14 protein-coding genes and 3 pseudogenes are annotated in these 16,778 nt (G+C 33.9%); 4 read left to right on the top strand and 13 right to left on the bottom strand.

Annotated elements, in window-relative coordinates; translation table 11 throughout:
- Window positions 1–31 precede the first annotated feature (31 nt).
- Complete coding sequence (locus AB1280_RS08485; protein WP_272191526.1) at window positions 32–490, bottom strand: DUF3939 domain-containing protein; 459 nt, start codon at window positions 488–490, stop codon at window positions 32–34.
- A gap of 467 nt (window positions 491–957) precedes the next feature.
- Here AB1280_RS08485 and AB1280_RS08490 point away from each other — a divergent pair, with 467 nt between their 5' ends.
- A complete protein-coding gene (locus tag AB1280_RS08490) occupies window positions 958–1,998 on the top strand; it encodes a YkvI family membrane protein (protein WP_272191527.1) in 1,041 nt (346 codons plus the stop codon).
- 102 nt (window positions 1,999–2,100) lie between these two features.
- On the opposite strand, the gene AB1280_RS08495 is transcribed toward AB1280_RS08490, so the two are convergent.
- From AB1280_RS08495 to rsgA, 8 genes and pseudogenes are all read right to left on the bottom strand, one after another.
- Entirely contained in the window at window positions 2,101–3,048 is a 948-nt protein-coding gene (locus AB1280_RS08495) for a methyl-accepting chemotaxis protein (RefSeq protein WP_429757310.1), read from the bottom strand.
- Window positions 3,040–4,083 (bottom strand): annotated as a pseudogene (locus tag AB1280_RS08500) (cache domain-containing protein); the annotation flags it as partial. The gene AB1280_RS08495 and the pseudogene AB1280_RS08500, both read right to left, overlap by 9 nt.
- A 312-nt stretch (window positions 4,084–4,395) precedes the next feature.
- Entirely contained in the window at window positions 4,396–4,764 is a 369-nt protein-coding gene (locus AB1280_RS08505; RefSeq protein ID WP_429755560.1) for a DUF3979 family protein, read from the bottom strand.
- Window positions 4,765–4,936: 172 nt separating this feature from the next.
- Window positions 4,937–5,884 (bottom strand): methyl-accepting chemotaxis protein, encoded by a 948-nt coding sequence (locus tag AB1280_RS08510; protein WP_429757311.1) that lies wholly within the window; start codon window positions 5,882–5,884, stop codon window positions 4,937–4,939.
- Window positions 5,876–6,919, bottom strand: a pseudogene (locus tag AB1280_RS08515) (HAMP domain-containing protein); the annotation flags it as partial. The gene AB1280_RS08510 and the pseudogene AB1280_RS08515, both read right to left, overlap by 9 nt.
- A 548-nt stretch (window positions 6,920–7,467) precedes the next feature.
- Window positions 7,468–8,415, bottom strand: a complete 948-nt coding sequence (locus AB1280_RS08520) for a methyl-accepting chemotaxis protein (protein WP_429757312.1) — start codon at window positions 8,413–8,415, stop codon at window positions 7,468–7,470.
- Window positions 8,407–9,450 (bottom strand): annotated as a pseudogene (locus tag AB1280_RS08525) (HAMP domain-containing protein); the annotation flags it as partial. The pseudogene AB1280_RS08525 and the gene AB1280_RS08520, both read right to left, overlap by 9 nt.
- A gap of 225 nt (window positions 9,451–9,675) precedes the next feature.
- Complete coding sequence (gene rsgA / locus AB1280_RS08530; RefSeq protein WP_429755561.1) at window positions 9,676–10,818, bottom strand: ribosome small subunit-dependent GTPase A; 1,143 nt, start codon at window positions 10,816–10,818, stop codon at window positions 9,676–9,678.
- A 227-nt stretch (window positions 10,819–11,045) separates the two neighbouring features.
- Here rsgA and AB1280_RS08535 point away from each other — a divergent pair, with 227 nt between their 5' ends.
- Window positions 11,046–11,393: a DUF4257 domain-containing protein gene (locus tag AB1280_RS08535; RefSeq protein ID WP_272190504.1), complete on the top strand. Its 348-nt coding sequence runs from the start codon at window positions 11,046–11,048 to the stop codon at window positions 11,391–11,393.
- 85 nt (window positions 11,394–11,478) lie between these two features.
- The gene (locus AB1280_RS08540) at window positions 11,479–11,703 is read left to right on the top strand and encodes a hypothetical protein (protein ID WP_272190505.1); all 225 of its coding nucleotides are present in this window, start codon (window positions 11,479–11,481) and stop codon (window positions 11,701–11,703) included.
- Window positions 11,704–11,777: 74 nt separating this feature from the next.
- Here the strand turns inward: AB1280_RS08540 and AB1280_RS08545 are convergent, their stop codons facing one another.
- Entirely contained in the window at window positions 11,778–12,962 is a 1,185-nt protein-coding gene (locus AB1280_RS08545; RefSeq protein ID WP_272190506.1) for an MFS transporter, read from the bottom strand.
- A 51-nt stretch (window positions 12,963–13,013) separates the two neighbouring features.
- A complete protein-coding gene (locus AB1280_RS08550) occupies window positions 13,014–13,952 on the bottom strand; it encodes an aldo/keto reductase (protein WP_429755562.1) in 939 nt (312 codons plus the stop codon).
- A 213-nt stretch (window positions 13,953–14,165) separates the two neighbouring features.
- Here AB1280_RS08550 and AB1280_RS08555 point away from each other — a divergent pair, with 213 nt between their 5' ends.
- Window positions 14,166–14,474: an ArsR/SmtB family transcription factor gene (locus tag AB1280_RS08555; RefSeq protein WP_272190508.1), complete on the top strand. Its 309-nt coding sequence runs from the start codon at window positions 14,166–14,168 to the stop codon at window positions 14,472–14,474.
- 42 nt (window positions 14,475–14,516) lie between these two features.
- Here the strand turns inward: AB1280_RS08555 and AB1280_RS08560 are convergent, their stop codons facing one another.
- The gene (locus tag AB1280_RS08560; protein ID WP_272190509.1) at window positions 14,517–15,680 is read right to left on the bottom strand and encodes a transglutaminase domain-containing protein; all 1,164 of its coding nucleotides are present in this window, start codon (window positions 15,678–15,680) and stop codon (window positions 14,517–14,519) included.
- Between the two features lie 269 nt (window positions 15,681–15,949).
- Entirely contained in the window at window positions 15,950–16,720 is a 771-nt protein-coding gene (locus AB1280_RS08565; protein ID WP_429755563.1) for a YwqG family protein, read from the bottom strand.
- Between the last annotated feature and the right edge of the window lie 58 nt (window positions 16,721–16,778).

Genomic DNA, 16,778 nt, shown 5'->3' on the forward strand with positions numbered 1-16,778 from the left:
AAAGAAACAACAATACTTCATTGTTGTTTCTTTATTGCACAGTGGTTGTACTTATTTTATCAGGTTTACTTGTCACTAAATAATGTTTCTCTGATACATATAAATTTCGTTCTAATCCTCTTTTTAAGTATGGACCTAACTTGATTGAACAAATAAGGCGATTATCATTTCCTTCAACGATCGGAAAAACTTCCTTCTCCGTTACATATTGATCTACAGCACGTTGTACATCATCAATTTCTTTAACAAACGCAAGATTTTCCTGTGTATTTTCAAAGACTTCAAGTGTCTCCTTTGTAATAATAAATGTATTCGTAGGAAAAGCAGGTAAATAAGGTTTTAACAAGTCATAATTAACCGTGTAGTCATCATTTACTAATACTGTATATACAACATTAGCATTCGCTTCAAGAAATTTTGCCATAGCAAGCTCTAATTCATCTTTCGTAATCTCTCTTTCTTCCTTGCCTTTTTTAAAAAAGCGAAACATCTTCTCCGCCCCCCTTTTCCTTCATTATACCATAAATTACAAGATAAATATGAATAATGAAAAAACACACCTGGAATTTACCGATAAGCCTATTCACTAGTCTTACATTGTAAAAAATTATATGAAATTATCACTTTATCGTATGTTTGTCCAAACTCATTCATATGTATGAAATTAAGTACAGTTTTCAGTAAGTAGTGAAACTTCTTTATCTCAAAATGTAAGAGATGACTGATGAATGTTTTACTTTATCCCGCATTAACGGGCAGTAATACTCCCACCTCAAAATTCAGTGAAAGCAAAGAAGTTAGGCGGGAGATAAATTGCCCGCAAAAGCCCGATTGGTGAGGGCTTTTAATCAGTGGGGATTAAGCCCCCCCACTAATTAAAGTTTCACTTTATCTCACCTTATTCTCAAAGTCTAGGTAATAAATAAATCAGCTCATAACATAAGAAAGAGGGATTACATGGATAATCAGCAATGGAAAGTAGCTAAAAAAATTGCTGCTACTTATATAGGGACTGTCGTTGGAGCTGGATTTGCAACTGGAAGAGAAATCGTTGAGTTCTTTACAATTCACGGAACATATGGAACAATCGGCATTTTAGTAAGCGGTATTTTCTTTATTTGGCTAGGTACAAAAATGATGCTACTTTCTTCACAAATTAAAGCATTTTCTGCTCAAGAATTTAACAAATATTTATTTGGTGATGTCTTTGGGAACGTTGTCAATATTTTATTACTTCTCGTATTATTTGGCGTGACAAGCGTCATGCTTTCCGGAGCCGGAGCGGTATTTGAAGAGCAACTTCGTCTCCCAAGACAACTTGGAATCTTTATAACGATACTCGCTTGTATTATAATTGGCAGCCGAGGATTACAAGGGGTATTTGAAGTCAATTCACTCGTCGTACCAATTATGATGACTTTCATCGTGGGGCTATCTATTACAACACTTTTTCATGATATATCTTCTTTTTTCAACATGACACCTTCTGAAAATTGGAATATCAAATGGGTTACTAGTCCCATTACATATGTTGCACTCAACCTCTCCCTCGCTCAAAGTGTACTTGTACCATTAGCAAGTGAAGTTAAGGACCAGAAAGCCATTAAATGGGGTGGTATGTTAGGTGGAGCTGGTCTCTGTTTAATTTTATTATGTAGTCACTTCGCCATTTTATCTGTCGAACAATTTTATCAATATAATATCCCAATGGCAGAAGTTGTACGTCGTTTCAATGCCACTTTTCATTTCTTTTTTGTATTAATTATTTTTGGAGAAGTATTTACAACACTTGTCGGTAACATATTTGGTATGACTAAACAACTTCAATCTATCACCGGCTGGAGAAGTAACATCATTATTTATTTCATCTTACTTATTAGTTATTGTTTTAGTTATATCGGTTATAGTGAATTACTTCATATGTTATACCCTATGATTGGATGGATTAGCTTAATCCTCCTTCCAATTATTGCATTCAAACAACAGAATAAAACATAAAGTAAAACTCCTTATCTCTCACTAAGAATTAATGAAACGAATTGGATCTTTATCAAACTAAAACAAAAGCACGTGAATCATCTTATTCACGTGCTTTTTTCATTACACCTTAAATCGTTCAATTAATACTTGTAACTCTTCAGCCATTTGTGATAACGTTCCACTTGCTGAACTAATTTCTTCTATAGATGCCAATTGTTCTTCAGCCGATGCTGCTACACTTTGTGTACTAGATGCATTGTTATTCGCTGTTATTGCGATTTCACCAACTGAAACTGATACTTTATCTGCGCCTTTAGACATTTGTTTTGCTGTCTGAACTAAACTATCAATTTGTTTTGCAATTTCACTTGTCGATTGAAGAATTTCAGTAAAGCTTTGCTTTGTTTCATTGGCAATAACGAGACCTGACTGCACTTCTGTATTCACATGATTCATGGAACTAACTGTTTTACTCATATCCTCTTGAATTTCTGTAATTAACTTTCCAATCTCATTTGAAGATGAGCTTGATTGTTCTGCTAATTTACGTACTTCTTCCGCAACGATGGCAAAACCTCTGCCATGTTCTCCTGCCCTTGCTGCTTCAATTGCAGCATTCAACGCTAATAAATTTGTTTGATCTGCAATATTTTGAATGACTTCTAATATATCGCCAATTTGCTTTGACTTATTATCTAATAATTTAATAATCTGATCAGATTCTGCAACTGACTGATGAATTGACTGCATTTGACTTACCGTTTGTTCAACAAGTTGATCGCCATTTTCTGCTTTTTGACGTGTATACGCAGAGGAAGTTGCAATAACAGATGAAGTATCTGCCACACTTTGAATCCCTTCTGTTACTTCTTGAAGCAAGATTGCGCCTTGTTCAACACCTTTTGTTTGTGTAACTGCACCACTTGACACTTGATCGATTGCCATTGTTATTTGCTCAGTCGCCTCACTCGCTTGTCTCACGCTTGCTGTTAATTCTTCTGATGCAGCAGCTACATGCCCTGCTGACGAATTAATTCTTGAAATCAATTCGCGCAACGACCCAACCATTTTGTTGAAACCTTTTCCAAGTTGACCAATTTCATCATTTGAACGGATTTCAATTATTTCTGTTAAGTCACCTTCACTAATCTTATGAGAAGAAACAACCAGTTGTTTTAAAGGTTTGGTAATGGAAAGCGTAATAAAGTAAATGATTACTCCACCTATAATAAGAGCAATTACCGCAATAATCAACGTAGTATAAAAGATAGGTTCTGCCGTTTTTATCACTTCATTCGTGTACATCGTACCTGCAATTTTCCAGCCTGTTTTTACATTTGTCGCAAAGGTCATTTTCTTATCTGAACCATCGTATGTATACAAGAACGTTCCATGATTTCCTTGATACATTGGCTTTGCCCAAGAATCTGATGCTTTAGTACCTGGCTTTTCCTTTGGATGCGTTACAACATTTTGATTTTGATCTAAAATAAATGCATAGCCCTCTTTACCAATATTAATCATTTTTGTTGTTTTTACTAAACTATCAAGCTTTAAATCTATACCAATAACTCCACTACCATCATCTAATTTTTTCGAGATTGTCACAACAATATCATCGCTCGCCTTAGCTTTATACGGACTTGTTATCACAATACCGCCACTTTGTTTCATTGCATCTATATACCAAGGGCGCTCTTTCGGATTATAATCTGCCGGCATTTGTACGTTTGGTTCTTGTATAAATGACCCATTTTCAGTTCCTACATAAGTATAGATGATTTCAGGATGCAAACTCGCATACTCTGCAAACATCTTCCTAATACTTTCACCATTATCAGTCTCATGCATATTGCGCTGAATGACTTTAGAAAAATGTGTAACATCATTATACTTTGCATCAAGCATTTGATTAATTAAACTGTCTAACACTTCAATATTTTCACTTGCACTACTTGTAATTTGGCTATCAAAGTTCTTCTTTGCAGTTTGATAAGACAGAGTACCAATTACAGACACAGTAGAAATTAAAATAACAAAAAATGAAAGTAGTAGTTTTTTTCCTACATTCATATTCTGAAATATTTTAGACACTTTTAACATACAGCTCCTCCTTTATGTTCGATCCAAGATGATATTAAAAAAGTGTATACAATAAAGAAAAAAACAAAGAAAGAATATGAACCAATGAAAAGTACAATACTTTCCGAATCATACTTTGTAAATTCTATATAAATAATCGCATTTTGTCTATATATAGATAATATTATTTTAAGATATATAGACAAAAAGATTTATTTTGTATAAAATGATTATTCCCATAATTAAGACTCCTCCTTTATTTTATAATGAATTGAAGAAATCTCTTATTAACAATAGCAAAATAAAAAAACATCCGTTAATAACAGGATGTTTCTACTCACAATCTTCACACACTTCCCAATACAGTCCCATTTCAACTGCAAGAAACGGTTTTAACTGTAATCGAATCATACGGCTTGGCATACGATCTAGCACAAATTGAAGGCTTTCCTCTTCTTCTATAATATCGAGCTTTTGAACAGAAATACGTTGAATCGTTGTAATCGCCTGACCATCTTTATATAAAACAAGACGAATCTCATCGTCTTCATTAAAAAATAATTCTATACTTGTACCTGTTAATGAAATTGTGTTTGTTATTAAATAGGTACCTTTTTCTTCTTGAATAAAGTACTTCCAGCCTCGTGTTCCGTCTTCTTGTGGAAGAACTTGAAAAAATGCTCTAATCTCTTCGTGTAGCATACAAATAACTCCTCTCTTACCTCTTGCTCAATATACCCTAAGTACATTTATTGTACCATAAACGACTATAACAACTGTATTCCCCCGCTCAAAACGAAATATTACCTCTTATTCTTTAATTGCGTAACAAAAAAGAAAAGCGTGTGAACCATTTGATTCACACGCTTTTCTTTTATACTTTAAATCTTTCAATTAATACTTGTAACTCTTCAGCCATTTGTGATAACGTTCCACTTGCTGAACTAATTTCTTCTATAGATGCTAATTGTTCTTCAGCCGATGCTGCTACACTTTGTGTACTAGATGCATTGTTATTGGCTGTTATTGCGATTTCACCAACTGAGACTGATACTTCATATGCGCCTTTTGACATCTGTTTTGCTGTCTGAACTAAACTATCAATTTGTTTTGCAATTTCACTTGTCGATTGAAGAATTTCAGTAAAGCTTTGCTTTGTTTCATTGGCAATAACGAGACCTGATTGCACTTCTGTATTTACGTGATTCATGGAACTAACTGTTTTACTCATATCCTCTTGAATTTCTGTAATTAACTTTCCAATCTCATTTGAAGATGAGCTTGATTGTTCTGCTAATTTACGTACTTCATCTGCAACGATGGCAAAGCCTCTGCCATGTTCTCCTGCTCTTGCCGCTTCAATTGCAGCGTTCAACGCCAATAAGTTCGTTTGATCTGCAATATTTTGAATCACTTCTAATATATCACCAATTTGCTTTGACTTATTATCTAACAATTGGATGATTGCATCAGATTCTGCAACTGACTGATGAATCGATTGCATTTGATTTACCGTTTGCGCAACGAGTTTATCACCATCCTCTGCTTTTTGACGTGTATATGCAGATGATGATGCGATAGAAGATGAAGTATCTGTCACACGTTGAATTCCTTCTGTCACTTCTTGAAGCAAGATTGCCCCTTGTTCAACACCTTTTGTTTGTGTTTCTGCACTACTTGATACTTCATCAATTGCCACCGTAATTTGCTCAGTCGCTTCACTCGCTTGTCTCACGCTTGCTGTTAATTCTTCTGATGCAGCAGCTACATGCCCTGCTGAAGAGTTAATTCTTGAAATCAACTCACGCAATGAACCTGCCATTTCGTTGAACCCTTTTCCAAGTTGACCAATTTCATCATTTGAACGGATTTCAATGGTTTCTGTTAAATCACCTTCACTAATTTTATGAGAAGAAACAACCAACTGTTTTAAAGGTTTCGTAATGGAAAGCGTGATAAAGTAAATAATCACTCCCCCTAAAAGAAGGGCAATCACTGCAACGATTAACGTATTGTGAAAGATGGGCTCTGCCGCTGTAGTGACTTCATTCGTGTACATCGTACCGCCAATTTTCCAGCTCGTTTTCGCATTTGTCGCAAAGACCATTTTCTTATCTGAACCACCATTTGTATACGAGAATGTTCCATGGTTTTCTTGGTACATTGGTTTTGCCCAAACATCAGGCGCTTTGGTCCCCGGTTTCTCTTGTGGATGTGCTACAACATTTTGACTTTGATCTAAAATAAATGCATATCCCTTTTTCCCGATATTAATCATTTTTGTTGTTTTTAATAAGTTTTCAAGCTTTAAATCAATACCAATAACACCACTGCCATCATCTAATTTTTTTGAAACTGTAACAACAATATCCCCGGTAGTTTTGTCTTTATATGGGCTTGATATCACAACACCTCCATTTTCCTTCATCGCATCTATGTACCAAGGACGTTCTTTCGGATTATAACCTGCCGGCATTTGTACGTTGGGCTCTTGAATAAATGTTCCATTATCGGTTCCTACATACAATTGGATTACTTCAGGATGTAAACTTACATACTGTGAAACCATTTTCCTAACGCTTTCTCCGTTTTCAGTTTCATGCATATTGCGCTGAATGACTTTAGAAAAATGTGTAGCATCATTATACTTTGCATCAATCATTTGATTAATTAAACTATCTAACACTTTAATATTTTCACTTGCACTACTTGTAATTTGACTATCAAAATTCTTCTTTGCATTTTGGTAAGACATAGTGCCAATTACAGACACAGCAGAAATTAAAATAACAAAAAATGAAAGCAACAGTTTTTTTCCTACATTCATATTGTGGAATGGTCTAAACAACTTTGACATATAGCTCCTCCTTTATGTGCCATCCAACATAATAATTTTTAAAAATATGAATCAGTTGAATATACAGCATTTTCTGACTCATTATTTGTAGATTCTATACAATTAATCGTTATTTGTCTATATATAAATATAACCATTATAAAATTTTCACATAAATACAGATTTAATTCTATATACAATCAATTGCTATACTTAAAATTTCATCGGGCAAACGCTATCTGTTATCCCCTTTATTTCTTTCAAATCCTCAAAATCTTGAAGAACGAAGCTCTTACTGATTACAAATAGCAGAAAACATTCATTAGTAACAGATAATATTTCACGTAATCTTCACATAATTTCAATTATTATTCTCATTTCAATTGCTAAAAATAATTTTAAATGTAATTGAATCATACAGATCAGCATACGATCTTATAAAAATAGCAGCCTTTCTTCTTTCTTTTTAATATCTATCTTTTTAAAAATAATACATTAAATCGTTGTGATCGAAGTATTTTCAAGCCATAAACTAAAAGTGCGTGAATTTTAATCCACGCACTTTTACATTATACTTTAAATCTTTCAATTAATAATTGTAGCTCTTCAGCCATTTGTGATAATGTTCCTGTAGCTGAACTAATTTCTTCTATAGATGCCAGTTGTTCTTCAGCGGATGCAGCTACATTTTGTGTACTAGATGCATTGTTATTCGCTGTTATTGCGATTTCACCAACTGAAACTGATACTTCATCCGCCCCTTTAGACATTTGCTTTGCTGTCTGAACTAGGTTTTCAATTTGTTTTGCAATCTCACTTGTAGATTGAAGTATTTCAGTAAAGCTTTGCTTTGTTTCATCGGCAATAACAAGGCCTGATTGCACTTCTGTATTTACGTGATTCATAGAACTAACTGTTTTACTCATATCCTCTTGAATTTCTGTAATTAACTTTCCAATCTCATTTGAAGATGCGCTTGATTGTTCTGCTAATTTACGAACTTCTTCCGCAACGATGGCAAAGCCTCTGCCATGTTCTCCTGCTCTTGCCGCTTCAATTGCAGCATTTAATGCTAATAAATTCGTTTGATCTGCAATATTTTGAATTACCTCTAATATATCGCCAATTTTCTTCGATTTATTATCTAGCAATTGGATGATCGCATCAGATTCTGCAACTGACTGATGAATTGACTGCATTTGACTTACCGTTTGTGCAACAAGTTGATCGCCATCTTCCGCTTTTTGACGTGTATATGCAGATGAAGTTGCAATAACAGATGAAGTATCTGTCACACGTTGAATTCCTTCTGTTACTTCATGAAGTAACATTGCGCCTTGTTCAACACCTTTTGTTTGTGTTGCTGCACCTCTTGACACTTGATCAATTGCCATTGTAATTTGTTCAGTCGCTTCACTTGCTTGTCTCACACTTGCCGTTAATTCTACTGATGCAGCGGCTACGTGACCTGCTGAAGAGTTAATTCTTGAAATCAACTCACGCAGTGACCCAGCCATTTCATTGTAGCTTTTTCCTAGCTGACCAATTTCATCGTTTGAACGAATTTCAATGGTTTCTGTTAAATCGCCTTCACTAATTTTATGAGAAGAGACTACTAACTGTTTTAAAGGTTTTGTAATGGAAAGCGTAATAAAGTATATAATCACTCCACCTAATAAAAGGGCAATCGCTGCAACGATTAACGTATTGTAAAAGATAGGCGCCGCCGCAGTAGTGACTTCATTCACGTACATCGTACCGCCAACTTTCCAGCCCGTTTTCGCATTCGTTGCAAAGACCATTTTCTTATCTGAATCTCCATATGAATATGTGAACGTTCCATGATTTTCTTGATACATTGGTTTCGCCCAAACATTAGGTGCTTTTGTGCCTGACTTCTCTTGTGGATGAGCTACAATATTTTGATTTTGATCTAAAATAAATGCATATCCTTCTTTACCAATATTAATCATTTTTGTTGTTTTTAATAAGCTATCAAGCTTTAAATCAATAGCGATAACGCCACTGCCATCATCTAATTTTTTCGAGATTGTCACAACAACTTCTTCAGTAATTTCGTCTTTATATGGGGGTGTTATCACAATGCCACCGTTTTGCTTCATTGCATCTATGTACCAAGGACGCTCTTTTGGATTAAAATCTGCCGGTATTTGTTCGTTTGGTTCTTGAATATATGCCCCATTATCAAATCCTACATACGTGTATATGATCTCAGGATGTAAACTTGCATACTCTGTAAATATTCTCCTAATACTTTCTCCATTTTCAGTCTCATACATATTACGCTGAATCACTTTAGAAAAATGGGTAACATCATTATACTTTGCATTAATCATTTGATTAATTAAACTATCTAGTACTTTAATATTTTGACTTGCACTACTTGTAATTTGACTATCAAAATTCTTTTTTGTATTTTGATAAGACATAGTACCAATTACAGACACAGCAGAGATTAAAATGACAAAAAATGAAAGTAGAAGTTTTTTTCCTACATTCATTTGCAGAAATAATTTAGACAACTTTGACATACAGCCCACCCCTTTATGTTCTATCGAAGATGATATTTTAAAAGTATATACAGTAAAGAAGAATATGAATTCGTTAAATGTACGACATTTTTAAATCACTATATTACAAATTCTATATAACCAAATTATCTTTGTCTATATACAAAATGTTACATTTTAATGTTCTAATATAAATTACAAATACATAAAAAAACTCCAAAAGCGTATATGCCTTGGAGTTTTCTTTTACTTTTTCTTCTTTATTTGTTTTGTTATGCTCTTCCACTTATTTCGCTCTGCACGGGCCAAAAGAGCATCCTGCTTTCTCATTGCATAAGCAATTTCTTTTTGTAATTTTTTATAATTGAACAATCGAGCTTTCTCCAATGTTCCCTCATCAATCGCAGCACGAATTGCACAACCAGGCTCATTTTCATGTTGACAATCTCGAAAGCGACATTTTTGAGCAATTTCTTCAATATCAGAAAAAGTTGCGTGCATTGCACCGCTCCCTTCCCAAAGCTGAAGCTCTCTCATTCCCGGTGTATCAATTACAAGTGCACCCGATGGTAATTGGAACAATTCTCGATGTGTTGTCGTATGCTTTCCTTTACTATCACTCTCACGAATTTCACCTGTTTTAGCCACTTCGTTTTCCATTAAAGCATTCAGTAACGTGGATTTCCCTGCTCCCGAAGAGCCAATAAGCGCAACCGTTTTTCCTAGGTGTAAAAATTGTTTCAATCGGTCTATCCCTGTTTGCTGCAAACTATCAACTGCAAAAATAGGTACTCCAATTGCAACTGCCTCTGTCTCCATTATTTTTTCCTCTACATTTGTACATAAATCACTCTTTGTTAAAATAACGACAGGCATCGCTCCGCTCTCATATGCTAACAATAAATAACGCTCAATGCGCCTTACATTAAAATCAGCATTTAACGCATTAACTAAAAAGAGATAATCCACATTTGCTGCTACAATTTGTTCCACTGTTTTCTCTCCAGCTACTTTTCTAGAGAAAGAACTTTTTCTTGGAAGCACTGTATGAATCATTGCTTTCTTTTCTTCTGGCAATTTCGTTATACTTACCCAATCACCTACTGCAGGATAATTCCCCTTCTCAATTGCTTCAAAACGAAATTTCCCTGTTAACTCAGCTACATATTCACCATCTTCGCATATAATCCGATACGTATGTTTATGCTCTAATAAAACCCGTCCTACTTCATATTGCTCCGATAATTGATCTTCAAAATGTGTATCCCATCCAAATTCCATTAAATAATTACGATTCACTCTCGAATCCTCCCTAGCATTTTCTGCGGAAGGATAAAACGATTCTTTAAAAAGCCTCGCCCGTTCCTTCCTTATTTGTATTAACCGCATACATTTTATAAACACTCGCCATAATACATCACTCCGTTCTTTTTAGATTTAATTATATTATATGAAATTTCAAATAAAATATCTACCCCTTATAACAGAATTATCTGACTAAATCTTATATAACAAAAACATTTTCCAAACAAACTTTCTCAATATGCACATCTAAAATTTTAAAAGGAGTAAGTACATCAAAAACAGAATGATATTTACTAAAAGGAGTGGATTTGATGGATATGTATTCGTGGCTAACAGCTCTTCTCATTGGTGGAATTACCGGTTTTGTTGCCCATCTTATCAATCATCAAGGCAAATTATTGCTTCCACGCCGCTTAAAAACATTTTTCCATCTGGGTTTTTTAGCTGATATCATCACTGGTAGCCTCGCTGCGCTACTGGGCCTTGTTTTATTTGATGCGACAACTATAAAAGAAATCATTAAGGTTGCAATCGTTACTGCAATTTCTGGTCAAACATTTTTACTCCATCAAGCACTTGGAGGAGAACAAGCAAAGAATGCACAAATGAATAAGGCTAACGAAAAAATACAAGAAATTGACAAATTATTAAAGCGTTAATATGTACTACAACTTGTAATTTGTTGGTATAATGGAAAATAAAAACTCTGAATGAAAGCGTCTGTCAGAAGAGAGGGTGTTTCGTATGACAAACAAAAAGATAGAAGATTTCTTAACAGACTCTGAAAAAGAGGAGCTGATGGAAAACTACAAATGTTTACGAGCAGCCCGCACAAGGCGAGAAGCAAACTATTTTGGTGAAACAGTAAACGATTTGTTAGATAAAGCAAAGCAACGTATTATTAAAGAAGCCGGTATTAAAGATGAAAATGCTGCAACAATTCAACCAAAGCGAAAAGCACTGTTTTAGTACGTACATGAAACAGTGCTTTATTTTTTAACGTTTACACACTGTATTTATGTTTATATATATATATATATACATTATGTAACTATTTTTTGTTTTGTTTCAGGTTCTATATTTTGTATAATTTCCGCGCGTTTAAACATGAATAAAGAAAAAATATACATGCTAGCTGTAAACATCCCGATTGCAGAAAAATTGTGAAATATTACATATAAAAAACCCGCTAAAGCCGCTCCAATCATTTGTCCAATATACATTGATGAATTAGTAAGCGCAGCAATAGTACCTCTTGCTGACTGTGATAGTGTTTGTAATGCACTCATCATAATGGCAAATAAAATACCTGTTATAAAAAATATAATAAAGAAGAATACCTCTATAAGTAACACATATTTTAAGTGAGGCAATATCAAATACAAAGCAACAAGTACAATTATCCCCCCATATAACGAGCAGGTCTTACCAAATTTATTGACAACTTTAACCCCAAACAAATTACCTGTTAAATTCCCAAATCCTAATATAAGCATAGCGATTCCAATTTCATTTAATTCTAATTGAAATTGATCTGATAACCATTTGCCCAAAAATGAAAAGGCTGCAAAGTTTCCCGTTTGAAATAAGAAATAAGCAAAAAATGATGGTACTGTTTTTGATACATGTAATAACTGGTTATAACGACTAAAAACGGTTTGTTTTTGAAATTCTTGTTGTAACGGCCGTAGATGAGGCAGTGTAAAATATATGAGTATCCCCAAGATAGCCGAACAAATTCCAATTACAAAAAACGGAGTAGAATAATGAATAGATGCCAGATAAGCCCCGATAGGTAATCCAAACATTTGTGACAAAGATAACCCAGCTGTAACAATTCCTATACATTTCATAATATGCTGAGGTGATACAAGAAGCGGAATAGACGCCCATACTTGCGGTGATACAAAAGCTGCGCTAACACCAGCTAAAAAACGAAAGGTAATCATCCACCAAAAAGCAGGAGCTATACCACATAAAAACGTACTAATTGAAAAAAATATCATTCCACCTATTATAACCCGTTTTCTATCTAGACCATCAGAAATAGGACCAGCAATTAACGCAAATATAGCATATCCTAATGCGTATGCACTTACCATCCAACCTGATATTTCAGTAGAGACATTATATAACTCTTGCAGCGTAGGTAAGAGGGGGGAAATTAAAAATGTATCTGTTCCTATCATAAACATAATCAAAAAAAATAAAAATATCGTTTTCTTCACTATAACCACCCTTTCTATTTATTCATAAAAGCAAATCATGCGACTTTTAACTTATTCATCTTCTAAAATAGATTGAATCATTTGCAAATCACTCTTAAGTAAGGTAAAATCATTTATTTTTACATTTTCCCTTATTTGTTCTACCTGTTTTCCTCCTGGAATGACAACATCAACTCCGTCTTGTGCAAGCAACCAAGCTAACGCTAAATTCGGCATAGTCATCCTTCTTTCAATTGCAAATTTCTTTAGTTTTTCTACTTTCACAAAATTCTTCTTATATACATCCTCTTCAAATAAAGAAATACTCCTTCTCCAGTCCCCCTCACTTAATTGCAAATTCCTAGGATATTTACCACCTAAAATCCCAAAAGCAAGAGGTCCGTATGGGATAAATGAAATATTTTGTTCAATACAATACGGAATTAGTTCTTTTTCCGCAGTCCAATCTAACATGTTATATGATGATTGCAAAACAGCAATATCCCCATACTGATTTGCTGCTTTTAACTGCTCAATATTGACATTTGAAATACCAATCGCTCGTATCTTTCCTTCTTCTTTTAAACGCACTAATTCCCCTACAGATTCTGTAAATGGAATTTCTGGATTTGAAAAGTGCAAATAATATAAATCTATATAGTCTGTCTGTAATCGTTTTAAACTACTTTCTACAGCTGTTCTTATGTAACTAGGTTCATTGTTTATACGGGTAGTAGCTCCTAATAACTTTTGTACCCCACCTTTCGTTGCAAGTACAATATCTTTTCGTTTGCTTCGTAACACCTCTCCTAACAACTCTTCTGAACGTCCAAATCCGTATACATCAGCTGTATCAAAAAAAGTAACTCCTTGATACAAAGCTTCTTCTATCATTTTCTTCCCTTCTGCTTCATCAATATTTGAGAATAAGTTGTAGCCTCCAACCGTATTTGTTCCAAAACCAATTTGTGAAACTTCCAATTCTGCCTTCTGTAAAGTTGCCAATTTCATTTTTCTATCCCCTTTATATTTCTATAGTTCGAATATATTCGAACTATAGAAATATATCATGATATGTGTTATAGTGCAAATAGAATAAATCTTCTCAAACAATAAAACGCTCTCATCAATTGGGCTTATCATATTTAATTTTTAATATTACGGTGTGAAATTTTCTATCCGCAAATAGAAAATAAAATACATTTTTTAAAAGCAGGTGAAAAAATGCGAACTCTATATCATCCAAATCGTGAAGAAATCCAATTTTCCTCTGTGTTGTATGCACTTAGTGATCAAATCCGATTACAAATTGTAAACAACTTACTGACATGCGGTGAACAGTCTTGCGGTGCTTTAAACATCCCAATCGCAAAATCTACACTCTCTCATCACTTTAAAGTTTTGCGAGAGTCCGGTGTTATGTATACGAGAATCGAAGGAACACAACGCTTCATCTCTATCAGGACAGAAGACATAAACAAGAGATTCCCAGGATTGTTAGACGCTATTTTACAAGCGACCGAACCATATTAATCACAAAAAAGAGCATCTTCATAAAGATGCTCTTTTTTGTGATTAATATGAAAATGTAATTGTTAACAATGAATATCCATTTTGAGCCTGGTAAGGAGCTACCTGATATGACACTCGCTTTGCTCCTTTTGGCCAAGCAACTTCATTCAATACTTTTTTAACATCATTCATCGTGTTATTAACTGGTTGATGATAACGCAACTCTACTTTTTCTTGTTTCGTTGTAAATTTTTGCTGTAATTTTTGTTTTAACTGGTTATAATTTTCAGCTCCAAATTCTGCTGCTAAATAAACAAGATTTGTATCTTTTAAGATTTGTTGATAAATAGGAGCTTTCTTATTTCCTGCTTTAATTTTATTTGTTAGTTCATTATAGTAACTTGTATTTGCAACTGGATATTTACTACGATCCCACTGATGATCTTTACTCATTTGTTCATCGGACATGTTAAAATAAGAATACGTAACACGTCCTTGTTTATCCGGAATTGGATCATCAAATGTCGTATCAAGGTGATACCATTTCCCATCAATATTCACAAGGTTCCATGCGTGAGACTGCCCATTTCCAGTTCCTGTTACAATATGGGATTGAATTCCCGCTTCTTTTAATAATTGATAAGTTAATAGTGCATATCCTTGACAAACTGCAGAATGTTTTGCTAACGCGTCGTATGCAGTATAGGAACGCAGTGATGTGTCATATGAAACATTTTTCACTACATAGTCATGAATAGCTTTTACTTTTTCATTTTGATCCATTCCGACTTTAATTATTGAATTTACAATTGATTTCGTTTGCTTCATCACGTACTGTGATTGCTCTTTCGTTTCTCGGTATGAAATATTCAATGTAAATGAATAGTTCCCTGGTACACCACGAATCGAAAATTTCGCACCGCTCACATTATATTTTAAATATTCATCCTTTTCTAACGTTTGGTTATAAGCTTGCACCAGTGTATTCAAAACCTCTTTTATGTTTGAATTCTTTGTCTTATAAACAATTGTAATATTTGTTTCATGATTAGTTAAGTGCCGTTGTAATTCTTGTTGAAATGCTGCAATAAGTTTCGCATCGCTTACAGAACTATTATCTGTTACTTGTTTTGTAGCAGCATATGAGACTGAAGGCATATGAAGAGTTCCACTTATAATAGACGAACAAAGTACTATAGTTGATAAACATTTTACAGATTTCTTCATTTCATCACATCCTCTTAAATTGAAATAATTATACAACTTTTTTATTATATATATAAATATATCTCATTTCTATAAAAAAAGAAAATACATTTTAATTTAAATTAACGTATTTCGAAAGAAATCCACTTAAAAATGTATGTGCTTTATAATAATTCAAACAACATTAAACTATATATTCGTGTGTATACAGTAAATCTATATTAATTCATTACTCGCTAAAAATTAGAAAAGCAATTTCCGTTCACACGTGAAACTGCTTCTTCTTTAATTTATAAACTTTGTAAAATACAACAAGTATTTTCAAAACGGCGTTGCTTTATATCCTCATTTGCAATACAGAAATATAACATTCCCATATCTCCCCACATCATGTTCAAATGTTGCTCATCAGAATCTACCTGAAATAATAATCTCATCTCGCTGTGATGTACATTCATATATACTTGTGCTTCTTCAAACACTTCTGTTTGAACGGAAAATGGTGTACCAAAAATTTGATGATTGTCATAGTGATCCGGTATTAATTCTTCTAACAGTTGTAAGAAACTATCTGAATCATCTTCGTTCTCAATAAACAACTCAGGAAGTTTTTGCACCTTTTCAAATGTAATTCTACACTGAGAATATTGCCCTTTCATTTGATTTGTTTTTTGTAAATCCTCTATTGCTCCTTCATAATATAAAACACGCCAGCCTTCTTTTACGTTCGAATTTCCGTACACTTCATAAAAATCCTCCTGCTCATCATCAGCAAAATAAAAGAAATATAACATGCCCTTTTCAGGCAAATCATTTTTTATACCTACAACTTGAATTTCAGCTAAATTAAACTGAGCAACAAAGTGAAGAAGGTTTCCTTTATAAGTAGGGTATGCTAACTCCCCTGGTAAGTCAGGTGATCCCCCCATTTTTGAACACCCTATCGGTAATGTCGCTTCTTGTGATGGTACTACTTTTATACATTCAAATGCCGCCATTAACAATTCATCCTTTATATGATTTAAGTGATACTTTTCAATTAATTCTTCAATATGTTTCAACGTCCAAACTCCTTCTTCTACATGATTATCTACATCATATCATGAAATTTTATAAAGC

This window comes from Bacillus sp. S10(2024), from assembly GCF_050473865.1.
GTDB lineage: Bacteria > Bacillota > Bacilli > Bacillales > Bacillaceae_G > Bacillus_A.